This window comes from Streptomyces stelliscabiei (genome assembly GCF_014873495.1).
GTDB classification, from domain to species: Bacteria; Actinomycetota; Actinomycetes; order Streptomycetales; family Streptomycetaceae; genus Streptomyces; species Streptomyces bottropensis.
This window is the reverse complement of sequence record NZ_JADBGF010000001.1, coordinates 1,693,424-1,711,039: the sequence shown is the minus strand read 5'-3', so window position 1 is coordinate 1,711,039 and position 17,616 is coordinate 1,693,424. Positions and strand designations below refer to the sequence as shown.

Sequence of the window (17,616 nt, the reverse complement as noted above, 5' to 3'; positions counted from 1 at the left end):
GGCCCGCGCCCCGTCAGGGGCGCGGGGACCCGCGCGACCAGCCACGACGAACCCGGGGCCCACCCGTCACAGGTCCCCTAGGGCGCGGCTTCGGCGGCTCGGAAGGAAGCGGCGTCCCACACCCCACCGAGCGCCGGCGCCAGCCAGCCCCCGGCCCCCGCTCGGAAGTCGACCGGCTCCCACGCCCCTACCCCGGACGGCACCGCACCCAGCAACGGCACCCCCGCCACCACCGGCAGATCCGCCAGGTTGCAGCGGCAGGCCAGATCGGGCGCCGAGGGCCAGCTGCCGATGACGACACCCGCCAGCTCCACCTCCCGCACGGCGAGTTCGCGGGCCGTCAGCTCGGTCGTGTTGAGCGTTCCGAGACCCGCCGAGGCGACCAGCAGCACCGGCGCGCCGAGCAGCCGGGCCGAGTCCGCCAGGGTGCCGCCCGCCTCGTCGAAGCGCACGAGGAGGCCGCCCGCGCCCTCGACCAGCACCAGGTCGTGGTCGACCGCCAGCTTGGCCGCCGCCTCGGCGACGTCCTCGGGGTGCACCGGAGGGAGACCGGCACGCCGGGCGGCGGTCCCCGGGGCCAACGGCTCCGGATAGCGGGCGAGTTCGCGGACGGTCACGGCGCCCGCGAGCCGGGCCACCTCGTCCGCGTCCCCGCGCTCGTCCGGCCGTACGCCGGTCTGCGCGGGCTTGAGGACGGCCACGGACCGGCCGGCCGCCACGGCCACCGCCGCGACGGCCGCCGTGGTGACGGTCTTGCCGACCTCCGTACCCGTCCCCGTGATCACCAGGACCGTCATGTCATCACTTCCGTCATCCTCTGTCCGTCATCCCGTCATCCCGTCATCCCGTCATCCCGCCGTCGCCGCCGCGCACACCGCGCGCGCGATCCGCGCCACGTCCTCGTCGCCCGTGACGTAGGGCGGCATCGTGTAGACGAGGTCCCGGAACGGCCGCAGCCACACGCCCTCGCCCACCGCCGCCGCCGTGGCGGCCGCCATGTCGACCGGGTGGTCGAGCTGGACGACCCCGATCGCGCCGAGGACACGGACGTCCTTCACCCCGGGCACCTCGCGCACCGGCGCCAGCCCGTCCAGCAGCCCCGTCTCGATCCGCTTGACCTCTGTGAGCCAGTCCTGGCCGAGCAGCAGCTCGATCGAGGCACAGGCGACGGCCGCCGCCAGCGGGTTGCCCATGAAGGTAGGGCCGTGAGCGAGCACCGGCACCTCGCCCCGCGAGATCCCGTCGGCCACCCCGGCGGTGCACAGGGCTGCCGCCAGGGTCAGATAACCGCCGGTCAGCGCCTTGCCGACGCACATCACATCCGGTGTCACCGCCGCGTGGTCCGCCGCGAACAACGCACCCGTACGGCCGAACCCGGTCGCGATCTCGTCGAACACCAGCAGTACGTCGTGCGCGTCGCACGCCTCGCGCAGCACCCGCAGATACGCGGGGGAGTGGAAGCGCATCCCGCCCGCCCCCTGCACCACGGGCTCCACGATCACGGCGGCCAGTTCGTCGGCGTGCCGCTCGACCGCCGCGCGCAGCGCTTGCGCGTACGCCTCGTCGTACTCGGCCGGCGGCGCGTCCACGAACACCTGGTGGGGCAGGACGCCCTGCCACAGCTCGTGCATCCCGCCCTCGGGGTCGCACACGGACATCGGCTGCCAGGTGTCCCCGTGGTAGCCGCCGCGCCAGGTCAGCAGGCGCCGCTTGCCGGGGCGGCCGAGCGAGCGCCAGTACTGCAGGCACATCTTGACCGCGACCTCGACGGAGACCGACCCCGAGTCGGCCAGGAACACATGTTCCAGACCCTCGGGCGACATGTCGACCAGGTGCTTCGCCAGTCGCACGGCCGGCTCATGGGTGAGCCCGCCGAACATGACGTGACTCATCCGGCCGAGCTGCTCGCGCGCCGCCTCGTTGAGCACCGGGTGGTTGTAGCCGTGGATGGCCGACCACCAGGACGACATGCCGTCGACCAGCTCGCCCGAGCCGTCCGCGAGCTTCAGCCGGACCCCGCTCGCCGACTCCACGACGAGCGGTTCCTGCCGGCCCGGCATGGGCCCGTACGGGTGCCACACATGCCGCCGGTCGAGGGCCAGCAGCTCCGGCACGCCCAGGCCGGACGGCTCAGGCATTGGGCGCGAGATCGGTTCCGGCTCCCCGGCGGCGCACCGCGACCAGGTCCGGACGCGCCTCGGTGGCCGGGGCCTCGTCGGCGACGGACCCGCAGGGACCGCCCTGCGCGTGCGACCCACAGCCCGCGCCGGGGCTCTCGTGCGACCCGCACCCGCCCCCCTCGTGCGACCCGCACCCGGCGCTCTCCCCGGACCCGCAGGGCCCACCGGCGGTGACGGCCGCCCGGTGCTCCGGCAGCGTGACCTGGTCGGTGCCCTCCACCTCGAAGCCGGCGTCCGCGATCATCTCCAGGTCGGCCTTGCCGGCCTGGCCCTCGCTGGTGAGGTAGTCGCCCAGGAAGATCGAGTTGGCCAGGTGCAGGGCGAGCGGCTGCATCGTGCGCAGGTGGACCTCGCGCCCGCCCGCGATCCGCACCTCGCTGTCCGGGCAGACGAACCGCACCATCGCCAGGATGCGCAGACAGCGCTGCGGCGTGAGGTTCCACTCCTTGGCGAGCGGGGTGCCCTCGAACGGGATCAGGAAGTTCACCGGCACCGAGTCCGGGTCCAGCTCACGGAGCGAGAAGACGACGTCGACCAGGTCCTCGTCGCTCTCGCCCATGCCCGCGATCAGGCCCGAACAGGCCGACAGCCCCGCCGCGTGCGCCTTCCGTACGGTGTCCACCCGGTCGGCGTACGTGTGCGTCGTCGTGATCTCGCCGTACGTCGCCTCGGACGTGTTCAGGTTGTGGTTGTAGGCGTCCGCGCCGGCCTCGCGCAGGCGTTCGGCCTGGCCGTCGGAGAGCAGACCGAGACAGGCGCACACCTCGACGCCCTCGTTCTGGTCCTTGATCGTCTTGATGGTGTCGGAGACCCGGTCCACGTCCCGGTCGGTCGGGCCGCGCCCGGACGCCACCAGACAGACCCGCTTCGCGCCGCCGGCGAGCCCGGCCGCCGCGGCCTTGGAGGCCTCGTCGGGCTTGAGCCAGCTGTACTTGAGGATGCCGGCCGTGGAGCCGAGCCGCTGCGAGCAGTAGGAGCAGTCCTCGGGGCAGAGGCCGGACTTGAGGTTGACCAGATAGTTCAGTTTCACCCGGCGCCCGAACCAGTGCCGGCGCACCTTCCCGGCCGCGGCCACCACGTCCAACAGCTCGTCGTCGGAGGTGCCCAGAACGGCGAGCGCCTCGGCACGGCTCGGCGGCTCGCGCCGGAGCCCCTTGTCCACCAGCGTGTTCAGCAGGTCCATGAGAGCCGATCCTGTCCTACGGGACCGCTCTCGGCCAAGGAGAGTTCGGACAACAGAGTGGGATCGACGTGTGGGTATTGCCACATCGTGGGCGCCCGGCCCTGCCACTAGTGTCTGTGCACTGCCTACAAAAGCCCCCGCCGTGCCCGTCCATGACGGCCACGGCGCCGCGGGCCGCCCACACCACCCCCGGAGGACCCATGGCGTTCGGCTGGATCGACGAGCAGGCGTCGGCACGCCGCCGGGCCGGGCTCGTACGCACCCTGCGCCCCCGTCCGGCCGACTCACCCCTCCTCGACCTCGCGAGCAACGACTACCTCGGCCTCGCCCGGCACCCCGAGGTCATCGAGGGCGCCGCCGGGGCCGCGCGCCGCTGGGGCGGCGGCGCGACCGGTTCCCGGCTGGTCACCGGCACCACCGAACTCCACGGCGAACTGGAACGGGAACTGGCCGACTTCTGCGGCTTCGAGGCCGCGCTCGTCTTCTCCTCCGGCTACGCCGCCAACCTCGCCGCCGTCACCGCGCTCGCCCCGCACGGCTCCCTGATCGTCTCGGACGCGGGCAACCACGCCTCCCTCATCGACGGCTGCCGGCTCGCCCGCGGCAGCACCCAGGTCGTCGCCCACGCCGACCCCGACGCCGTCCGCAAGGCGCTCGGCACGGCCGCCCGGGGCACCGCCGTCGCCGTCTCCGACACGGTCTTCTCCGTGGACGGCGACGCCGCCCCGCTGGCCGGACTGGCCGCCGCCTGCCGGGAGTACGGCGCCGGACTCGTCGTCGACGACGCGCACGGCCTCGGCGTCCTCGGTGACGGGGGCCGGGGGGCGCCGCACGCGGCGGGGCTCGCGGGCGCCCCCGACGTCGTCGTGACGCTCACGCTCTCGAAGTCGCTCGGCAGCCAGGGCGGTGCCGTCCTCGGTCCGGCACCCGTCATCGACCACCTGGTCAACGCGGCCCGTACGTTCATCTTCGACACGGGTCTCGCCCCCGCCGCGACCGGCGCGGCGCTCGCCGCGCTCCGGCTGCTGCGCCGGGAGCCCGAGCGGGCCGCGCGGGCCCGTGAGGTGGCCGGGGAGCTGCACGCACGGCTGACGGCGTCGGGCCATGAAGCGGTGCGGCCCGACGCCGCCGTGGTGTCCGTACGCGCGCCGTCGCCGGATCAGGCGCTGCGGTGGGCGGCGGACTGCCGGGCGGCGGGTCTCGCCGTCGGCTGTTTCCGCCCGCCGTCCGTGCCCGACGGCGTCTCGCGGCTGCGGCTGACCGCCCGTGCGGATCTCACGCAGGGGCAGATCGACCGAGCCGTGGGGATCATCGGCGATACGCGACCGTGAGTCGGCGTCCCGGCCGGGCCTCGCCGCAAGCGGAAGGACGAACGCTGTCGGTGGGGGTCACCGCAGCGTGGTGATGAATCCCTCCCAGGCGTCGGGGTCGAACAGCAGGGCGGGCCCCGCCGTGTTCTTCGAGTCGCGTACGGCCACCAGCCCGGCCCAGCGGCCGGATCCCGGACGGGCCGTCTCCACACAGTTGTTCATCCCGGTACTGCGGCTGCTGCGCAGCCATCGCACATCGGGCAGTTCGGTACTGGTGGGTACGTTCCGAGGCGGTGCGGACATGGTGCCTCCTTACGCGCCGGCGGCTAGCCCGGCGATGTAATCCAACGAGTCCTCGGGCGAAAGGGCGTGGATCTGAAGGGCGTTGAAGGCCTCGACATACGCCTTGAGGTCTTCTTTCCGTTCGAGATAGAGGCTACTCGTCAAGTGGTCGAGAACAACCACGTCCAGATCGGATGTGCTCCTAAATGAGAAAATTACGAAAGGGCCGGTGACGCCGATATGCGCCCCGGCAGTGAACGGGAGCACCTGCAGTCGCACTTGGGGAAGCCGCGCCGCCTCGACCAGTCGGACCAGCTGCCGGGACATGATCTCGGGACCGCCCACCACACGCCGGAGAACGCCCTCGTCGAGCACTGCGCTCAGCTCCATCGGCGGGTTCCCGCGCAGCACCTCCTGCCGCGCGAGCCGCACTTCCACGAGCGCGTCGAGTTTGTCGTCATCCAGCCCCTCCACCGCGGCCCGCGTCACCGCCCGCGCGTACTCGGGGATCTGCAGCAGACCCGGCACGACCGAGGTCTCCAGCGTCCGCATCCCCCCGGCCTGCGACTCCAGGCTGATGAAGTCCCGGTACGTCGGCGGCAGCACGCCCCGGTACGCGTGCCACCAGTTGTGCCGCCCACCGCCGTCCTCGGAGCCCGCGAGCGCCAGGAGCAGCTCCCGTAACTCGGTGTCGTCGATCCCGTACGCGTCCAGGAGCTTGCGGACGTCCGCGGGCTTCACTCCACTGGCGCCCGTCTCGATCCGGCTGACCTTGGACTGGTGCCAGCCGACGCGATGGGCCGCCTCGATGCTCGTGAGCGCGGAACGGGTGCGCAGGACACGCAACTCGGCACCGAGCTTGCGGCGGCGCACCGCCGGACCGTACTGCATGGGATTCTCCTTCCGCCCGGCGCTCTCGATCGCGGCGACGACACTGGATGTCGGGGTGACGACAGAGGATGGACGAAGACCCCACCCAAATACGTTCGGCCGTCGGATAGTTCACCGCTTCGAGCGACAGATATATGCACATCTTGGTGGATCGCCACCCGTGACGGCCCAGGTAGTGGCAGTCTGGCGCGAAGCACCAGTCCGGGACCGTAGTCGAACCATCCGCTCCCTGTCGGACACCGGTCCCGTGGGAAAGGGACGCCTCGCCATGGCAGATCACCTGGAAGCATCCGTCACTCTGCCGAGCGATCCCGCCTCGGTGTCCGCAGCCCGGAACTACGTCGCCACCGTGCTCGCCGAATGGGGCCTGCCGGGCGACTCGGGCATCGCGGACACTGTGCGCCTGATCGTGTCCGAACTCGCCACCAACGCCGTCCAGCACACACTGGGCCAGTCGCCCACCTTCACGGTGGACATCGCGCTCGACCGGGACGAGCAGTTGCGCATCGGCGTCACCGACAGTCATCCACGCTTTCCCAAACGCCTGCCGGCCGCCGTCCAGCAGGACAACGGCCGGGGCATGGTCATCATCCGCTGGCTGACCGCGGAATACGGCGGCAGGCTGAGCGTCAGACCCACGCGGGAGGGCGGCAAGACGGTGGCGATCGAACTTCCGTGGACGGTCCCCGTCCAGCCGGTCACCGCAGGTGGTCCGCCGGAGACCTGACGGGGCTGTCGTCCTCGACCGGTGGCGACGGGGGCGGCAGGGGCGCCGGCGGCGGGAGTGGCGACGGCGGTGTGGTGTCGCGGCCCGAGGCGCGTCCCACGAGTTTCGGGAGCAGGCCCCACAGGAGCAGGCACGCCAGGAGCGTGCCGCTCCCCGCGGCGATACCGGCCGTCCGGCTGAGCGTCACGTCCACGACGAGCAGGACGGAACCGGTGAAGGCCGGCATCAGCACGATCAGGCCCGCGGTGGCCAACCGGGACGAGACCCGGACGATGGCGGGCTTGGCGTTCTGCTGGAAGAGCGAGCGGTGCAGGGCGGCCGGCGCGGTGAAGAGCGTCGCCGCGAGGACAGCCAGCAACAGGGTGGTCACGTAGGTGACACGCTGGAAGGTGTCCAGGTCCGAAAAGCGCGGGGTGAAGGCCAGCGTCAGCAGGAACGCGAAGAGGATCTGCACCCCGGTCTGGGTGACCCGCAGCTCCTGGAGCAGCTCGGAGAAATTGCGATCGGCGCGTTCGAGGGGCGTCTCGTTACGTGCCGGGCGGGTGGGTTGCTCGGCCATGGCCGCACGGGTAACCACATGTGTACGACTTACGCCAGCGGGGGCGGCGGACAGTTCCACCGCCCCCCAGCGGTGGGTCAGCGGACCCGGCCGTACCAGACGCTCTTCGTCCAGAGCTTCTGCAGCCGGACGACGTCACCCGTCTTCGGCGAGTGCCAGATCTTTCCCTTCCCCGCATAGATACCGACGTGGTAGACGTTCGAGCCCGAGTGGAAGAAGACGAGGTCTCCGAGCTTGCGGCTGCTCACGGAGATGTGCTTCGTCTTGTTGTACTGCTGCTGGGCAGTACGGGGCAGCTTCTTGCCCGCCTTCTTGAACGAGTAGAGCGTCAGACCCGAGCAGTCGAACCTGCCCGGACCCACGGCGCCGTACTTGTAAGGGGAGCCCTTCTTGGAAGCCGCGACCTTGAGTGCCTTCGACGCCACCGTGGCGGCCTCGGCGCCGGATGCGACGCCCGGGACCACGATGCTGCCGCCGACGGCGGCGATGGTCAGAGCCGAGGCCGTACCGGCCCGGGTCAACAGCGACGGGACACGATTCAGCGCAGTCATGCGCAACCCTTCGTCAGCCGCCTGTGAAGGATGACCTGTCGGATTCGGGCTGGCGAAGTTGCCCGGCCGCTGACGCGGCTTCACCCCAAGGGCTGCTCGGCGCGGTCATGGCGTGACCGTTCCGGCGACCCGTCGTGCTTGGGTCCTCCACTCCTGCCGATGCACTTCTGTCGACCGGTAACCGGGCGGCGGCAGGACTCGGCGTCCACCCGGATCGCCCCGCCGCTGCGGCGGGGGCTTGTCGTCAGGAAGGGATCTTGGCGTACTCAAGTGCGAAAATCCCAACGGAACCGTGGATTTGTGGTCTTACTCACCACTCGCCCGTTCGGGTGGACAGGGTGTTTTCCCTCGTTGTGTCCCAGTGGTCGAGGAGGTCCGCACCAGCGCCGGAGTGCAGTGCTCCGCCCATGTACCAGGCATCTTGCGCAACTTCACGGGTCCTCACGACGTATGGGCCGATGGGTCGATCGCGGTAGGCCGACCGGAGGGCGTCGCGCCGGGACCGGACGCCCCGTCAGTAGTACGGCGCCCGATGCGCGATCGGTTCAGGCGGGTGGTGCGAGTGCTTCAGGCGGGGGAGTCCTCCGCCTCCGGTGGCAGTGCCACCCGGGCGGCGCGCCGCTCGCCGTCCAGGATGCGCAGGGCCCGCGCGAGCGTCGGGGCGTGCACCTCGTTCTCCCCGCGGTTGTGCATCAGTTCGAGCGCGTCGCGCAGGGCGGTCGCCTTCGCGACGAGCGCCTGCGCCGCACGCAGCCCGCGGTACGTGTCGCCCGGGCGGGCCGGGTTGATCCGGCCGAGCAGGTCCACCACGTCCAGGTAACGGTCGATCAGCTCCGCCTCGGCGCGGGTGAGCGCGGGCAGCGGCGGGAGTTCGGGCGGGAGCATCCGTGCCTCACCTCGCGCCGGGGAGCGGGGGCGAGGGGGGCGTGGACGAGGGAGGTGGGGGTGAGGGGGGTGGGGGTGAGGTCTTGCGGCTCCGGATCACCCGGTCGGCCAGGCCGTACGCCACCGCCGCCTCGGCGTCGAGGAACTTGTCCCGCTCGATGTCGGCACTGATCCGCTCCGGGCTCTGCCCCGTGTGCCGGACGAGCATCTCCTCCAGGTTCCGGCGGTTGCGCGTCAACTCCTCGGCCTGCAGCGCCAGATCGCTCGCCTGCCCCTCGATCGGGTCGGCCAGGCCTGGCTGGTGGATCAGCACGCGCGCCCCCGGCAGCATCGAGCGCTTGCCCGGTGTGCCCGCCGCCAGCAGCACCGCGGCGGCCGACCCCGCCTGCCCCAGGCAGACCGTCGCCACGTCACAGGTGACGAACCGGATCGTGTCGTAGAGCGCCGTCATCGCGCTGAAGGAGCCGCCGGGCGAATTGATGTACAGCGCGATGTCCCGGTCCGGTGCCTGGTACTCCAGGTGCATGAACTGCGCCATCACGTCGTTCGCCGACGTGTCGTCGATCCGCGTCCCGAGGAACACGATCCGTTCCTCCAGCAGCTTCGAGTACGGATCCATCGTCCGGTGACCCGTGCTGGTGCGCTCGGTGAACTCGGGCAGTACATGACGGGCCGACGGTGGGTTCTCGGGCATGGGTGCGCCTCCTCTGATCGACTTCCGTAAAAAATGTACAGGACGTACGGACTCTGGAGGAGGGGGATCGGCTGAAAGCGAACGGATCCCCGCGGAGCGGGCTCCGCGGGGATCTCTCGTGGACTCTTCGGTGGGGACCTCGGTGGGGACTTCTGGTCGGAATCTCCGGGTGGGATGTCGGTTGGGATATCTGGTGGGGTATCTGGTGGAATCGGATTCTGGAGATCAGTTGAGCGGTGCGGGGGCCGGGGTCCCGTAGAAGGTGACCGGCGGCCAGCCGCGGGCGGCGGCGAGTTCGTTCAGGGCCTCCGCGACTTCGAGCGCGCTGATCCGCTGGGCGGCCGGGGCCTCCGTCGTGGCGACGCTGAAGGTGACCGTCAGTTCCGTCATCTCGGTGCCGGGCATGCGGACCGTGCCGCTGAATCTGGTGCCCTCGGGGAAGTCGGCAGCCCCTGCCGCCCCGGTCTCGGTGCGCACGCCCTCCGAGGTCTCCGTGCTCACCGCCGTCGCCGCCTCGGCGGTGCCGTTCGACGTGAGTACCGCCCCCGCTGCCGCCGATCCCGAGTACCCGAGCAGTGACCGCCTGGAAAAGCCGGACATCGTTCCCCCTGTGTTCGGTTGTCATGGACGCCTCCTGCGGGAGGCCGAGCCCGATCGTACGAACGGGGCGATCGCCGTGGGCCAGAATGGGATCTTCCGCTCAGGGCGGTGCGCGGCGCCCGGTCTAAGCTGGACTCCATGGCCTACGAGATTCCGGTGACGCAAGCCAGGGCTGAGCTCGCCGAACTGATCAACCGCGTGGTCTACGGCGGCGAGCGCGTCGTCGTGACGCGACACGGCAAGCCCCTCGTCGCCCTGGTCTCCGCCGCCGACCTGGAGCAGCTCGAAGCCCTCCAGGAGCCCACGGACGAGCCGGTGATCAGCGCCGTCTCCCGAGTCCGCGAGGTCACCCCGGCGGCGAGGGACCAGCAGAGGTTCGGCATCGCGGCGGAGCATCGGGGCACGGGGGCTTCCTAGCGGGCGCGTGTGGGGCGCGCTCGGGTTCACGGCGGTTCCGTTCACCCTGATGACTGCTCGGTGCCTCTGCCGCCGGCGGCGGGCTCGTCGGGCTGGAGGCCCGCGCAGCGAGCGGCTGATGGCCGGTCCGCCTGACGGTTCCCCGGGTTTGCGTCGGCGGGTGCTGGTTCCGGCGGCCATCTGTGTTGTCGAGGCTGGCTGTGCCGTCAGCCGTCAGCCGTCAGCCGTCAGCCGTCAGCTTCCGTGACGGTTGCGCGCCCCGGCAGTCCGAAGGCCGTGCGCCCCCGTCCGCTACAGCGGGGGCGCACGGCCGGACTCGGTGGTGGGCGGGGTGGCCTCGGGTGGGTCAGTGTGCCGGGGACAGGGCCGGGGTCGGCTCGGTGGTGGTCCGTTCGGCGGGCTTCGGGCGGCGCTTGAGGAGGTGGCCCAGGAGGACCGCCGCCAGGCCGAAGGTCGCCCACGCGGTCAGGACGAGGGCCGGGGTGAGGGCGGCGGCGCCGTCGAAGAAGGACACCGAGCGCAGCAGTGACGCACCCGCACCCGGCGGGAGCAGTCGGCCGAGGTCACCCGCCGGCTCGGGGAGCAGCTGGGGTGCGGTGGAGGCGCCCGCGAAGGGGTTGCCGATGAAGACGATCAGCAGGGCGCCCAGCCCCATGCCGGGCTTGCCGAGCAGGGAGGCGAAGCCGGCGACGGTGCCGCCGACGGCCAGGGTCGTCAGGCTCAGCACGCCGGCCTCGGCCCACCAGTGCCCGCCGAGCACGCCGAGCCAGCTGTCCGTGATCGCGGTGGCGGCGAGGCCGACCAGCGCGGCGGCCCCGACGAGCGCACCGGCCGCTCGCCCCCGACGCAGCCCGAGCAGGGTGACCAGGACGCCGGAGGCGGTACCGGCCAGGGCGAGCGGCAGCACGCTCGCGCCGAAGGCCGAGCCCCGCGGGTCGTTCGGCGAGGTGGCCACCACATCGGTGGTCGCGACCCGGACCCCCTCCGCGGCAGCCTGCCGGGTCACGGCCTGCTGCAGCAGCTGAGCCACCATCGGGCTCGCGGCCGAGGCGGTGAGCAGCTTCGGTCCGGCCTGGGTGACGACCACCGCGCCGTATACGGTCCGGTCCTCGATCGCGTCCCGCGCGGCCGCCTCGTCGGCGTAGCGGTGGATCTCGAACGCGCCCTCACGATGCTCCAGTTGCCGTTCTACCTGGGCGACGGCGGTGGCCGGTCCGGCCACGCCGAGCGGCAGGTCGCGGGGCGCGGTCCGGGCGTTGGGCCAGGCGAAGGCCCAGAGCGCGAGCGTCGCGATGATCGGGATCAGGATGACGACGGCGACCGCGCGGCGGTTCGGGGGTACCGAGTGGGCCGGGGCCGGCGTGTCGGCGGCGGTGGTGGTGGTGCCGGCGCCTGTGCCGGTGGCCTGGGCCGCGGTGGGTGCTGCGGACGGGGCGGACATGAGTCTCCTTGGTGGGCCGCTAAAGAGAAGGAGCGTTCGTTTTTCTTGATTTCACCCTCCTGCCGGCGTCGCGCCTTGTCAAGAAGGAACGTTCGTTTTACGTTTGGCGGCATGCCCCGCGTATCCCAGGAGCGTCTCGACGCCCGCCGCCGCCAGATCCTCGACGCCGCCGCCCGCTGCTTCGCCCGCAACGGCTTCCACGCCACATCGATGCAGGACGTGCTCAAGGAGGCCGACCTCTCCGCCGGGGCGGTCTACCGGTACTTCAGCGGCAAGGAGGAGTTGATCGCCGCGATCGTCGGCGCCGTGCTCGACGAGATCCGCGCCGCGTTCGAGGAGGCCGTGCGGCAGAGCCCGCCCCCACCGCCGGACATCCTGATCGGCGCGGTGCTGCGCCGGATGCTGCTCGGCCGGCCGTCACTGGGGGAGACGGGGGAGTCCCTGTACCCGAGGCTGATGGTCCAGGTGTGGGCCGAGACGCTGCGCAATCCCGAACTGCACGCCATCCTCGCCGAGGGGTTCGCCCAGGTCCGCAAGCCATGGGTCAAGGTCGTCGAGGGGTACCAGGACGCCGGGATGATGCGGGCCGACATCCCCGCCCTCAGCGTGGCGCGCACGATGGTCGCGCTCGCCCAGGGATTCGCGGCCCAGTACGCGCTGTTCGGCGACGTGCCGATCCAGGTGCTGGAACTGGGTGTGAAGGCCTTGACGAGCATGGAGTACAAGGACGACAAGGGCGGCGGCGGTTGAGCGGGAGGTGCGTGGGGGGCGGCGGGGCGTGTGCGAGGGGTGGCGGGACGGCCGGCGCACGGCGGGGCGACGCGTGCGGGGACCACGGGCCGGTTAACGTCGCCGAAACGCCACCCAATTAGCCTGCGGCCACGCCACCAGCGAATTTGCCCGGTGGCGAGGCAACCGGACCCCGCACGGTCCGGAGCGAGGATGTGAGGTGGACGCCGTGCAACTGACCCCGCACGAGCAGGAGAGGCTGCTGATCCATGTGGCGGCCGACGTCGCGGAGAAGCGCCGGGCCCGCGGGCTGAAGCTGAACCACCCCGAGGCCGTGGCGCTCATCACCGCGCACCTCCTCGAAGGCGCGCGGGACGGCCGCACCGTGGCCGAACTCATGACGTCCGGGCGGCAGTTGCTCACCCGGGACGACGTCATGGAGGGCATCGCCGAGATGATCCACGACGTCCAGGTCGAGGCCACGTTCCCGGACGGCACCAAGCTCGTCACCGTCCACGACCCGATCGTCTGAGGGGGCCTCGATGATTCCCGGAGAGATCCTCTTCGCCGCTGACCCGATCGTCTACAACGAGGGCCGTGAGGTCACCCGCCTCACCGTCCTGAACGCCGCCGACCGGCCCGTCCAGGTCGGTTCCCACTACCACTTCGCCGAGGCCAACCCGGGCCTGGAGTTCGACCGCGCGGCCGCGCGCGGGAAGCGGCTGAACGTCGCCGCCGGCACCGCCGTGCGCTTCGAGCCCGGCATCCCCGCCGAGGTGGAACTCGTACCCCTCGCCGGCGCCCGGGTCGTACCCGGACTGCGCGGGGAGACCGGAGGTGCCCTCGATGCCTGAGATCTCGCGTGGCGCGTACGCCGACCTGTTCGGCCCCACGACCGGTGACCGCATCCGGCTCGCCGACACCGATCTGCTCGTCGAGATCGAGGAGGACCGTTCCGGCGGGCCCGGACTCGCCGGTGACGAGGCGGTGTTCGGTGGTGGCAAGGTCATCCGTGAATCGATGGGCCAGGCGCGTGCTACGCGCGCAGAAGGCACCCCGGACACGGTCGTCACGGGCGCCGTGATCATCGACCACTGGGGCGTCGTCAAGGCCGACATAGGCATCCGCGACGGCCGCATCACCGGCATCGGCAAGGCCGGTAACCCCGACACCATGGACGGCGTCCACCCGGACCTGGTCATCGGTCCCGAGACGGAGATCATCGCGGGCAACGGGCGGATCGTCACCGCCGGCGCCATCGACGCCCACGTCCACTTCATCTGTCCGCAGATCGCCGACGAGGCGCTGTCGTCCGGCGTCACCACCCTGGTCGGCGGCGGCACGGGACCGGCGGAGGGCTCGAAGGCGACGACCGTCACGCCCGGCCCCTGGCACCTCGCCCGGATGCTGGAGGCGATGGAGCGGTACCCGCTCAACATCGGCTTCCTCGGCAAGGGCAACACGGTCTCCCACGAGGCGATGCTGTCCCAGATCCGCGGCGGCGCCCTCGGCCTCAAGCTGCACGAGGACTGGGGCTCGACCCCGGCCGTCATCGACGCCTCGCTGACCGTCGCCGAACGGACGGGCATCCAGGTCGCCATCCACACGGACACGCTCAACGAGGCCGGGTTCGTCGGTGACACGCTCGCCGCGATCGCCGGGCGCGGCATCCACGCGTACCACACCGAGGGTGCCGGCGGCGGGCACGCGCCCGACATCATGACCGTGGTGTCCGAGCCGCACGTCCTGCCCAGTTCCACCAACCCGACCCGGCCCTACACCGTCAACACCGCCGAGGAACACCTCGACATGCTGATGGTCTGCCACCACCTGAACGCGGCCGTGCCCGAGGACCTCGCGTTCGCCGAGTCCCGCATCCGGCCGTCCACCATCGGCGCCGAGGACATCCTGCACGACCTGGGCGCGATCTCGATCATCTCCTCGGACGCGCAGGCCATGGGGCGGGTGGGCGAGGTCATCCTGCGCACCTGGCAGACCGCCCATGTGATGAAACGGCGGCGGGGCGCGCTGCCCGGTGACGGCCGCGCGGACAACCACCGGGTACGTCGATATGTCGCCAAGTACACGATCAACCCCGCCCTCGCGCAGGGACTGGCCCGTGAGATCGGCTCCGTCGAGACGGGCAAGCTCGCCGACCTCGTCGTCTGGGAGCCCGCGTTCTTCGGCGTCAAGCCCCAGCTCGTGATCAAGGGCGGGCAGATCGCGTACGCGCAGATGGGCGACGCGAACGCCTCCATCCCGACGCCGCAGCCGATCCTGCCGCGTCCGATGTTCGGCGCCATCGGGCGGGCGCCCGCCTCGAACTCGTTCAACTTCGTGGCACCGCTCGCCATCGAGGACGGGCTGCCGGAGCGGCTGTCGCTGGGAAAGCGGTTCGTGGCCATCGAGTCGACCCGGGGGGTCACCAAGGCCGACATGCGCGAGAACGACGCGCGGCCCGAGGTGCGTGTCGACCCCGACAGCTTCGCCGTGCACATCGACGGGGAGCTGGTGGAGGCCACGCCGGCCGCCGAACTGCCCATGGCGCAGCGGTACTTCCTCTTCTGATGGCCGGGGTGGTGTACGGGATGCGCGGGATGCGACACCGGATGTGCGGGCCGCGAGGCCGAAGGGGCGGGGGCCGCGTTGTCTAGGGCCGCGCTTCTCGTCCTGGCCGACGGCCGGTTCCCCGCCGGAGGGCACGCGCACTCCGGCGGGGCCGAGGCGGCCGTCAAGGCCGGGCTGATCACCGGGGCACAGGAGCTGGAGGCGTTCTGCCGGGGGCGGCTGCACACGGCCGGGCTGGTGGCGGCGGCGCTGGCCGCGGCCGCCGCGCTCGGCACGGATCCGACCGCCCTCGATGCCGCCGCCGATGCCCGGACGCCGTCGGTCGCCCTGCGGGGCGTTTCGCGGAAGCTGGGGCGGCAGTTGATGCGGGCGGCCCGGGCGACGTGGCCGTCGGCCGAACTGGACGCGCTGGCACGGGAGTTCCCCAAGGGGGCGCATCAGCCGGTGGTGTTGGGGGTGGTGGCGCGGGCGGCCGGGCTGGGGGCGGACGACGCGGCGTACTGCTCGGCGTACGAGAGTGTGAGTGGGGCGGCGAGTGCGACCGTGCGGCTGTTGAGTCTTGATCCGTTCGATGCGACGGGGGTGTTGGCGCGGTTGGCTCCCGAGATGGATGTGGTGGTGGGGGCGGCGGTCGATGCGGCTCGGGGGGTTCGAGGGGAGGGGGTGGGCAGTCTGCCCGCGGCTTCCGCGCCGCTGTTGGAGATCGGGGCGGAGGTGCATGCGGGGTGGGCCGTGCGGTTGTTCGCGTCCTGAGTTTCCTCGCCCCGCCGCCCCTACCCGTCCCATCCCAGGGGCTGCGCCCCTTCGACCTCCATCCGCCGGCCCGGTGGGGCTTCTCGCGCAGTTCCCCACGCCCCTGAGAAGCAGGGGCTTCGCCCACTGCATTTCAGGCCCGCAGGGGCCTGTTTTTTGGGGGGGCGCGGGGAACTGCGCGGCCGGCACTCACCACCCGCGCCCGCACCCGCCCTGCGGCCGTCCGACCCTCCCCCTCCCGCGATCCACGGGCACAGCCACCGCAGGCACAACCACAACCACAGCCACGTTCACCCAAGGAGTCACTCATGCATCTCGATCACACCCACTCCCACGACGGTCCGGCGGCCGTCGGTGCGGACGCGCAGCGGGCCGACGGGACTCGGCGGGCCCTGCGGATCGGGCTCGGTGGGCCCGTCGGGTCCGGGAAGACGGCCACGGTCGCCGCGCTCTGCCGGGCGCTGCGGGACGAGTTGTCGCTCGCGGTCGTGACGAACGACATCTACACACGCGAGGACGCCGAGTTCCTGCTGCGCGAGGCCGTGCTGCCGCCCGAGCGGATCACCGCCGTGGAGACGGGGGCGTGCCCGCACACCGCGATCAGGGACGACATCTCCGCGAACCTGGAGGCGGTGGAGGACCTGGAGGACGAGGTCGGGCCGCTGGACCTCATTCTCGTCGAGTCCGGGGGCGACAACCTCACCGCCACCTTCTCCAAGGGTCTCGTCGACGCGCAGATCTTCGTCATCGACGTGGCCGGCGGGGACGACATCCCGCGCAAGGGCGGTCCCGGCGTCACCACCGCCGACCTGCTCGTCGTCAACAAGACCGACCTCGCGCCCTACGTCGGTTCCGACCTCGCCCGGATGGCGGCGGACGCGAAGGCGCAGCGGGCGGAACTGCCGGTGGTGTTCCAGTCGTTGCGCACCGAGTCCGGCGTGGCGGACGTCGCCGCCTGGGTGCGCGAGAAGCTCGCGGCGTGGACGGCATGACGGCGGTCCGGGACGCCGCCGCGGACAGGGACGGCGGGACCACCGGCGTCAGGGCCACCGCCCGGATCGCGGCCCGCGCCGACGGGCGGGGCGGCACGGCCCTGCCCGTCCTGGAGAGCGACGGGCCGCTGGCGTTGCGCCGTACCCGGGGGAGCGGCGACGAGGCGCGGGTCATGCTGGTCGGGGCCATGAGCGGTCCGCTCGGGGGCGACCGGTTCGCCGTGGAGGCGGAGGTCGGCGCAGGGGCCCGGCTGTGTGTCGGCTCGGCCGCCGCGACGATCGCCCTGCCGGGGCAGGCCAAGGGCGAGGCCCACTACGCCGTACGGATCGAGGTCGCCGACGGAGGCGAACTGCGCTGGCTGCCCGAGCAGTTGATCTCGGCGAAGGGCAGCGAGCTGTGTGTGTCGACGCGGGTGGAACTCGCCGCCGGTGCGCGGCTTGTGTTCCGGGAGGAGCAGGTGCTCGGCCGGGCCGGAGAGGAGTCCGGGCGACTCACCAGCCGGCTCGGTGTGTGGTCGGGCGGGCGCCCGTTGCTCGATCAGCAGGTGGGGTGCGGGCCAGGGGCTCCCGGTGGCTGGGACGGGCCGGCCGTGCTCGGCGGCTACCGGGCGCTCGGGCAACTGGTCGTCGTACGGCCGGAGTTCGCCGAGCGGGCGCCCGGGCCGAGGGTGCTGGGGGACACCGCCGCGCTCACTCCGCTCGCCGGGCCCGCCGTGCTCGTCAGCGCCCTCGCGCCCGACGCGCTGCGGCTGCGGAGAGTGCTCGACGACGCGCTTGCCGAGCTGGACGGCTGAGGAACAGCGAGGCCCGGCCTCCGCTGAACGGGACTTTCCGCACCGGTTATCGGATTAGTA

General features: G+C 72.0%; 21 protein-coding genes and 1 riboswitch. Of the genes, 10 read left to right on the top strand and 11 right to left on the bottom strand.

Going from position 1 to position 17,616, the window contains the following annotated elements; all coding sequences use genetic code 11:
- Window positions 1–77: 77 nt before the first annotated feature.
- The 3 genes from bioD to bioB are packed head-to-tail and all read right to left on the bottom strand — an operon-like array spanning window position 78 to window position 3,363.
- The gene (bioD, locus tag H4687_RS07395) at window positions 78–797 is read right to left on the bottom strand and encodes a dethiobiotin synthase (RefSeq protein ID WP_050398764.1); all 720 of its coding nucleotides are present in this window, start codon (window positions 795–797) and stop codon (window positions 78–80) included.
- Between the two features lie 51 nt (window positions 798–848).
- On the bottom strand, window positions 849–2,138 hold the full coding sequence (locus H4687_RS07390; protein WP_046917580.1) for an adenosylmethionine--8-amino-7-oxononanoate transaminase: 1,290 nt from the start codon (window positions 2,136–2,138) through the stop codon (window positions 849–851).
- Entirely contained in the window at window positions 2,131–3,363 is a 1,233-nt protein-coding gene (gene bioB, locus H4687_RS07385) for a biotin synthase BioB (protein ID WP_046917581.1), read from the bottom strand. Before bioB ends, H4687_RS07390 begins: the two co-directional genes overlap by 8 nt.
- Before the next feature lie 200 nt (window positions 3,364–3,563).
- Between bioB and H4687_RS07380 the strand changes: the two genes are divergently transcribed.
- On the top strand, window positions 3,564–4,694 hold the full coding sequence (locus H4687_RS07380; RefSeq protein WP_046917582.1) for an 8-amino-7-oxononanoate synthase: 1,131 nt from the start codon (window positions 3,564–3,566) through the stop codon (window positions 4,692–4,694).
- A gap of 57 nt (window positions 4,695–4,751) precedes the next feature.
- Here H4687_RS07380 and H4687_RS07375 read toward each other — a convergent pair whose 3' ends face one another.
- Window positions 4,752–4,976 (bottom strand): DUF397 domain-containing protein, encoded by a 225-nt coding sequence (locus H4687_RS07375; protein WP_046917583.1) that lies wholly within the window; start codon window positions 4,974–4,976, stop codon window positions 4,752–4,754.
- Window positions 4,977–4,985: 9 nt separating this feature from the next.
- Window positions 4,986–5,846, bottom strand: a complete 861-nt coding sequence (locus H4687_RS07370) for a helix-turn-helix domain-containing protein (protein WP_046917584.1) — start codon at window positions 5,844–5,846, stop codon at window positions 4,986–4,988.
- Between the two features lie 268 nt (window positions 5,847–6,114).
- On the opposite strand from H4687_RS07370, the gene H4687_RS07365 reads away from it, so the two are divergent.
- The gene (locus tag H4687_RS07365; RefSeq protein WP_046917585.1) at window positions 6,115–6,573 is read left to right on the top strand and encodes an ATP-binding protein; all 459 of its coding nucleotides are present in this window, start codon (window positions 6,115–6,117) and stop codon (window positions 6,571–6,573) included.
- On the opposite strand, the gene H4687_RS07360 is transcribed toward H4687_RS07365, so the two are convergent.
- The 5 genes from H4687_RS07360 to H4687_RS07340 all read right to left on the bottom strand — a co-directional run bounded on the left by H4687_RS07360 (window position 6,545) and on the right by H4687_RS07340 (window position 9,862).
- Window positions 6,545–7,132, bottom strand: coding sequence for a DUF6328 family protein (locus H4687_RS07360; RefSeq protein WP_046917586.1), 588 nt, complete (start codon window positions 7,130–7,132; stop codon window positions 6,545–6,547). The two genes, H4687_RS07365 and H4687_RS07360, sit on opposite strands and share 29 nt — an antisense overlap.
- Window positions 7,133–7,209: 77 nt before the next feature.
- Complete coding sequence (locus tag H4687_RS07355) at window positions 7,210–7,683, bottom strand: C40 family peptidase (protein ID WP_046917587.1); 474 nt, start codon at window positions 7,681–7,683, stop codon at window positions 7,210–7,212.
- Window positions 7,684–7,686: 3 nt separating this feature from the next.
- Window positions 7,687–7,857, bottom strand: a riboswitch (cyclic di-AMP (ydaO/yuaA leader).
- Window positions 7,858–8,250: 393 nt separating this feature from the next.
- Complete coding sequence (locus tag H4687_RS07350) at window positions 8,251–8,568, bottom strand: hypothetical protein (protein ID WP_046917588.1); 318 nt, start codon at window positions 8,566–8,568, stop codon at window positions 8,251–8,253.
- Window positions 8,569–8,575: 7 nt separating this feature from the next.
- Entirely contained in the window at window positions 8,576–9,262 is a 687-nt protein-coding gene (locus H4687_RS07345; protein ID WP_050398762.1) for an ATP-dependent Clp protease proteolytic subunit, read from the bottom strand.
- A gap of 225 nt (window positions 9,263–9,487) precedes the next feature.
- Window positions 9,488–9,862, bottom strand: a complete 375-nt coding sequence (locus H4687_RS07340; RefSeq protein WP_046919766.1) for a hypothetical protein — start codon at window positions 9,860–9,862, stop codon at window positions 9,488–9,490.
- A 138-nt stretch (window positions 9,863–10,000) separates the two neighbouring features.
- Here H4687_RS07340 and H4687_RS07335 point away from each other — a divergent pair, with 138 nt between their 5' ends.
- Entirely contained in the window at window positions 10,001–10,279 is a 279-nt protein-coding gene (locus H4687_RS07335) for a type II toxin-antitoxin system Phd/YefM family antitoxin (protein ID WP_046919767.1), read from the top strand.
- A gap of 346 nt (window positions 10,280–10,625) precedes the next feature.
- Here H4687_RS07335 and H4687_RS07330 read toward each other — a convergent pair whose 3' ends face one another.
- The gene (locus H4687_RS07330) at window positions 10,626–11,720 is read right to left on the bottom strand and encodes an ABC transporter permease (RefSeq protein WP_046920184.1); all 1,095 of its coding nucleotides are present in this window, start codon (window positions 11,718–11,720) and stop codon (window positions 10,626–10,628) included.
- Window positions 11,721–11,831: 111 nt separating this feature from the next.
- Here H4687_RS07330 and H4687_RS07325 point away from each other — a divergent pair, with 111 nt between their 5' ends.
- From H4687_RS07325 to H4687_RS07295, 7 genes are all read left to right on the top strand, one after another.
- Window positions 11,832–12,470 carry a TetR/AcrR family transcriptional regulator gene (locus H4687_RS07325; RefSeq protein WP_046920185.1) on the top strand — a complete coding sequence of 213 codons (639 nt, stop codon included), beginning with the start codon at window positions 11,832–11,834 and terminating at the stop codon, window positions 12,468–12,470.
- A gap of 208 nt (window positions 12,471–12,678) precedes the next feature.
- Complete coding sequence (locus tag H4687_RS07320) at window positions 12,679–12,981, top strand: urease subunit gamma (protein WP_046920068.1); 303 nt, start codon at window positions 12,679–12,681, stop codon at window positions 12,979–12,981.
- Between the two features lie 10 nt (window positions 12,982–12,991).
- A complete protein-coding gene (locus H4687_RS07315) occupies window positions 12,992–13,303 on the top strand; it encodes an urease subunit beta (protein WP_005475407.1) in 312 nt (103 codons plus the stop codon).
- Window positions 13,296–15,017, top strand: coding sequence for an urease subunit alpha (locus tag H4687_RS07310; RefSeq protein WP_005475405.1), 1,722 nt, complete (start codon window positions 13,296–13,298; stop codon window positions 15,015–15,017). The genes H4687_RS07315 and H4687_RS07310 overlap by 8 nt, the downstream gene beginning before the upstream one ends.
- A gap of 78 nt (window positions 15,018–15,095) precedes the next feature.
- Window positions 15,096–15,770: an urease accessory protein UreF gene (locus H4687_RS07305; RefSeq protein ID WP_097250785.1), complete on the top strand. Its 675-nt coding sequence runs from the start codon at window positions 15,096–15,098 to the stop codon at window positions 15,768–15,770.
- 308 nt (window positions 15,771–16,078) lie between these two features.
- Entirely contained in the window at window positions 16,079–16,762 is a 684-nt protein-coding gene (gene ureG / locus H4687_RS07300) for an urease accessory protein UreG (protein WP_046915862.1), read from the top strand.
- Window positions 16,759–17,556 (top strand): urease accessory protein UreD, encoded by a 798-nt coding sequence (locus H4687_RS07295; protein WP_179860316.1) that lies wholly within the window; start codon window positions 16,759–16,761, stop codon window positions 17,554–17,556. The genes ureG and H4687_RS07295 overlap by 4 nt, the downstream gene beginning before the upstream one ends.
- The last annotated feature ends 60 nt before the right edge of the window (window positions 17,557–17,616 follow it).

What these genes read in the sequence shown, in the direction of transcription:
- bioD (WP_050398764.1), bottom strand. Translation starts at nt 797, where the DNA reads ATGACGGTCCTGGTGATCACGGGGACGGGTACGGAGGTCGGCAAGACC.
- H4687_RS07365 (WP_046917585.1), top strand. Translation starts at nt 6,115, where the DNA reads ATGGCAGATCACCTGGAAGCATCCGTCACTCTGCCGAGCGATCCCGCC.
- H4687_RS07335 (WP_046919767.1), top strand. Translation starts at nt 10,001, where the DNA reads ATGGCCTACGAGATTCCGGTGACGCAAGCCAGGGCTGAGCTCGCCGAA.
- H4687_RS07355 (WP_046917587.1), bottom strand. Translation starts at nt 7,683, where the DNA reads ATGACTGCGCTGAATCGTGTCCCGTCGCTGTTGACCCGGGCCGGTACG.
- H4687_RS07375 (WP_046917583.1), bottom strand. Translation starts at nt 4,976, where the DNA reads ATGTCCGCACCGCCTCGGAACGTACCCACCAGTACCGAACTGCCCGAT.
- H4687_RS07325 (WP_046920185.1), top strand. Translation starts at nt 11,832, where the DNA reads ATGCCCCGCGTATCCCAGGAGCGTCTCGACGCCCGCCGCCGCCAGATC.
- H4687_RS07350 (WP_046917588.1), bottom strand. Translation starts at nt 8,568, where the DNA reads ATGCTCCCGCCCGAACTCCCGCCGCTGCCCGCGCTCACCCGCGCCGAG.
- H4687_RS07315 (WP_005475407.1), top strand. Translation starts at nt 12,992, where the DNA reads ATGATTCCCGGAGAGATCCTCTTCGCCGCTGACCCGATCGTCTACAAC.
- H4687_RS07295 (WP_179860316.1), top strand. Translation starts at nt 16,759, where the DNA reads ATGACGGCGGTCCGGGACGCCGCCGCGGACAGGGACGGCGGGACCACC.
- H4687_RS07380 (WP_046917582.1), top strand. Translation starts at nt 3,564, where the DNA reads ATGGCGTTCGGCTGGATCGACGAGCAGGCGTCGGCACGCCGCCGGGCC.
- H4687_RS07345 (WP_050398762.1), bottom strand. Translation starts at nt 9,262, where the DNA reads ATGCCCGAGAACCCACCGTCGGCCCGTCATGTACTGCCCGAGTTCACC.
- H4687_RS07330 (WP_046920184.1), bottom strand. Translation starts at nt 11,720, where the DNA reads ATGTCCGCCCCGTCCGCAGCACCCACCGCGGCCCAGGCCACCGGCACA.
- H4687_RS07310 (WP_005475405.1), top strand. Translation starts at nt 13,296, where the DNA reads ATGCCTGAGATCTCGCGTGGCGCGTACGCCGACCTGTTCGGCCCCACG.
- H4687_RS07370 (WP_046917584.1), bottom strand. Translation starts at nt 5,846, where the DNA reads ATGCAGTACGGTCCGGCGGTGCGCCGCCGCAAGCTCGGTGCCGAGTTG.
- H4687_RS07360 (WP_046917586.1), bottom strand. Translation starts at nt 7,132, where the DNA reads ATGGCCGAGCAACCCACCCGCCCGGCACGTAACGAGACGCCCCTCGAA.
- H4687_RS07340 (WP_046919766.1), bottom strand. Translation starts at nt 9,862, where the DNA reads ATGTCCGGCTTTTCCAGGCGGTCACTGCTCGGGTACTCGGGATCGGCG.
- H4687_RS07390 (WP_046917580.1), bottom strand. Translation starts at nt 2,138, where the DNA reads ATGCCTGAGCCGTCCGGCCTGGGCGTGCCGGAGCTGCTGGCCCTCGAC.
- ureG (WP_046915862.1), top strand. Translation starts at nt 16,079, where the DNA reads ATGCATCTCGATCACACCCACTCCCACGACGGTCCGGCGGCCGTCGGT.
- bioB (WP_046917581.1), bottom strand. Translation starts at nt 3,363, where the DNA reads ATGGACCTGCTGAACACGCTGGTGGACAAGGGGCTCCGGCGCGAGCCG.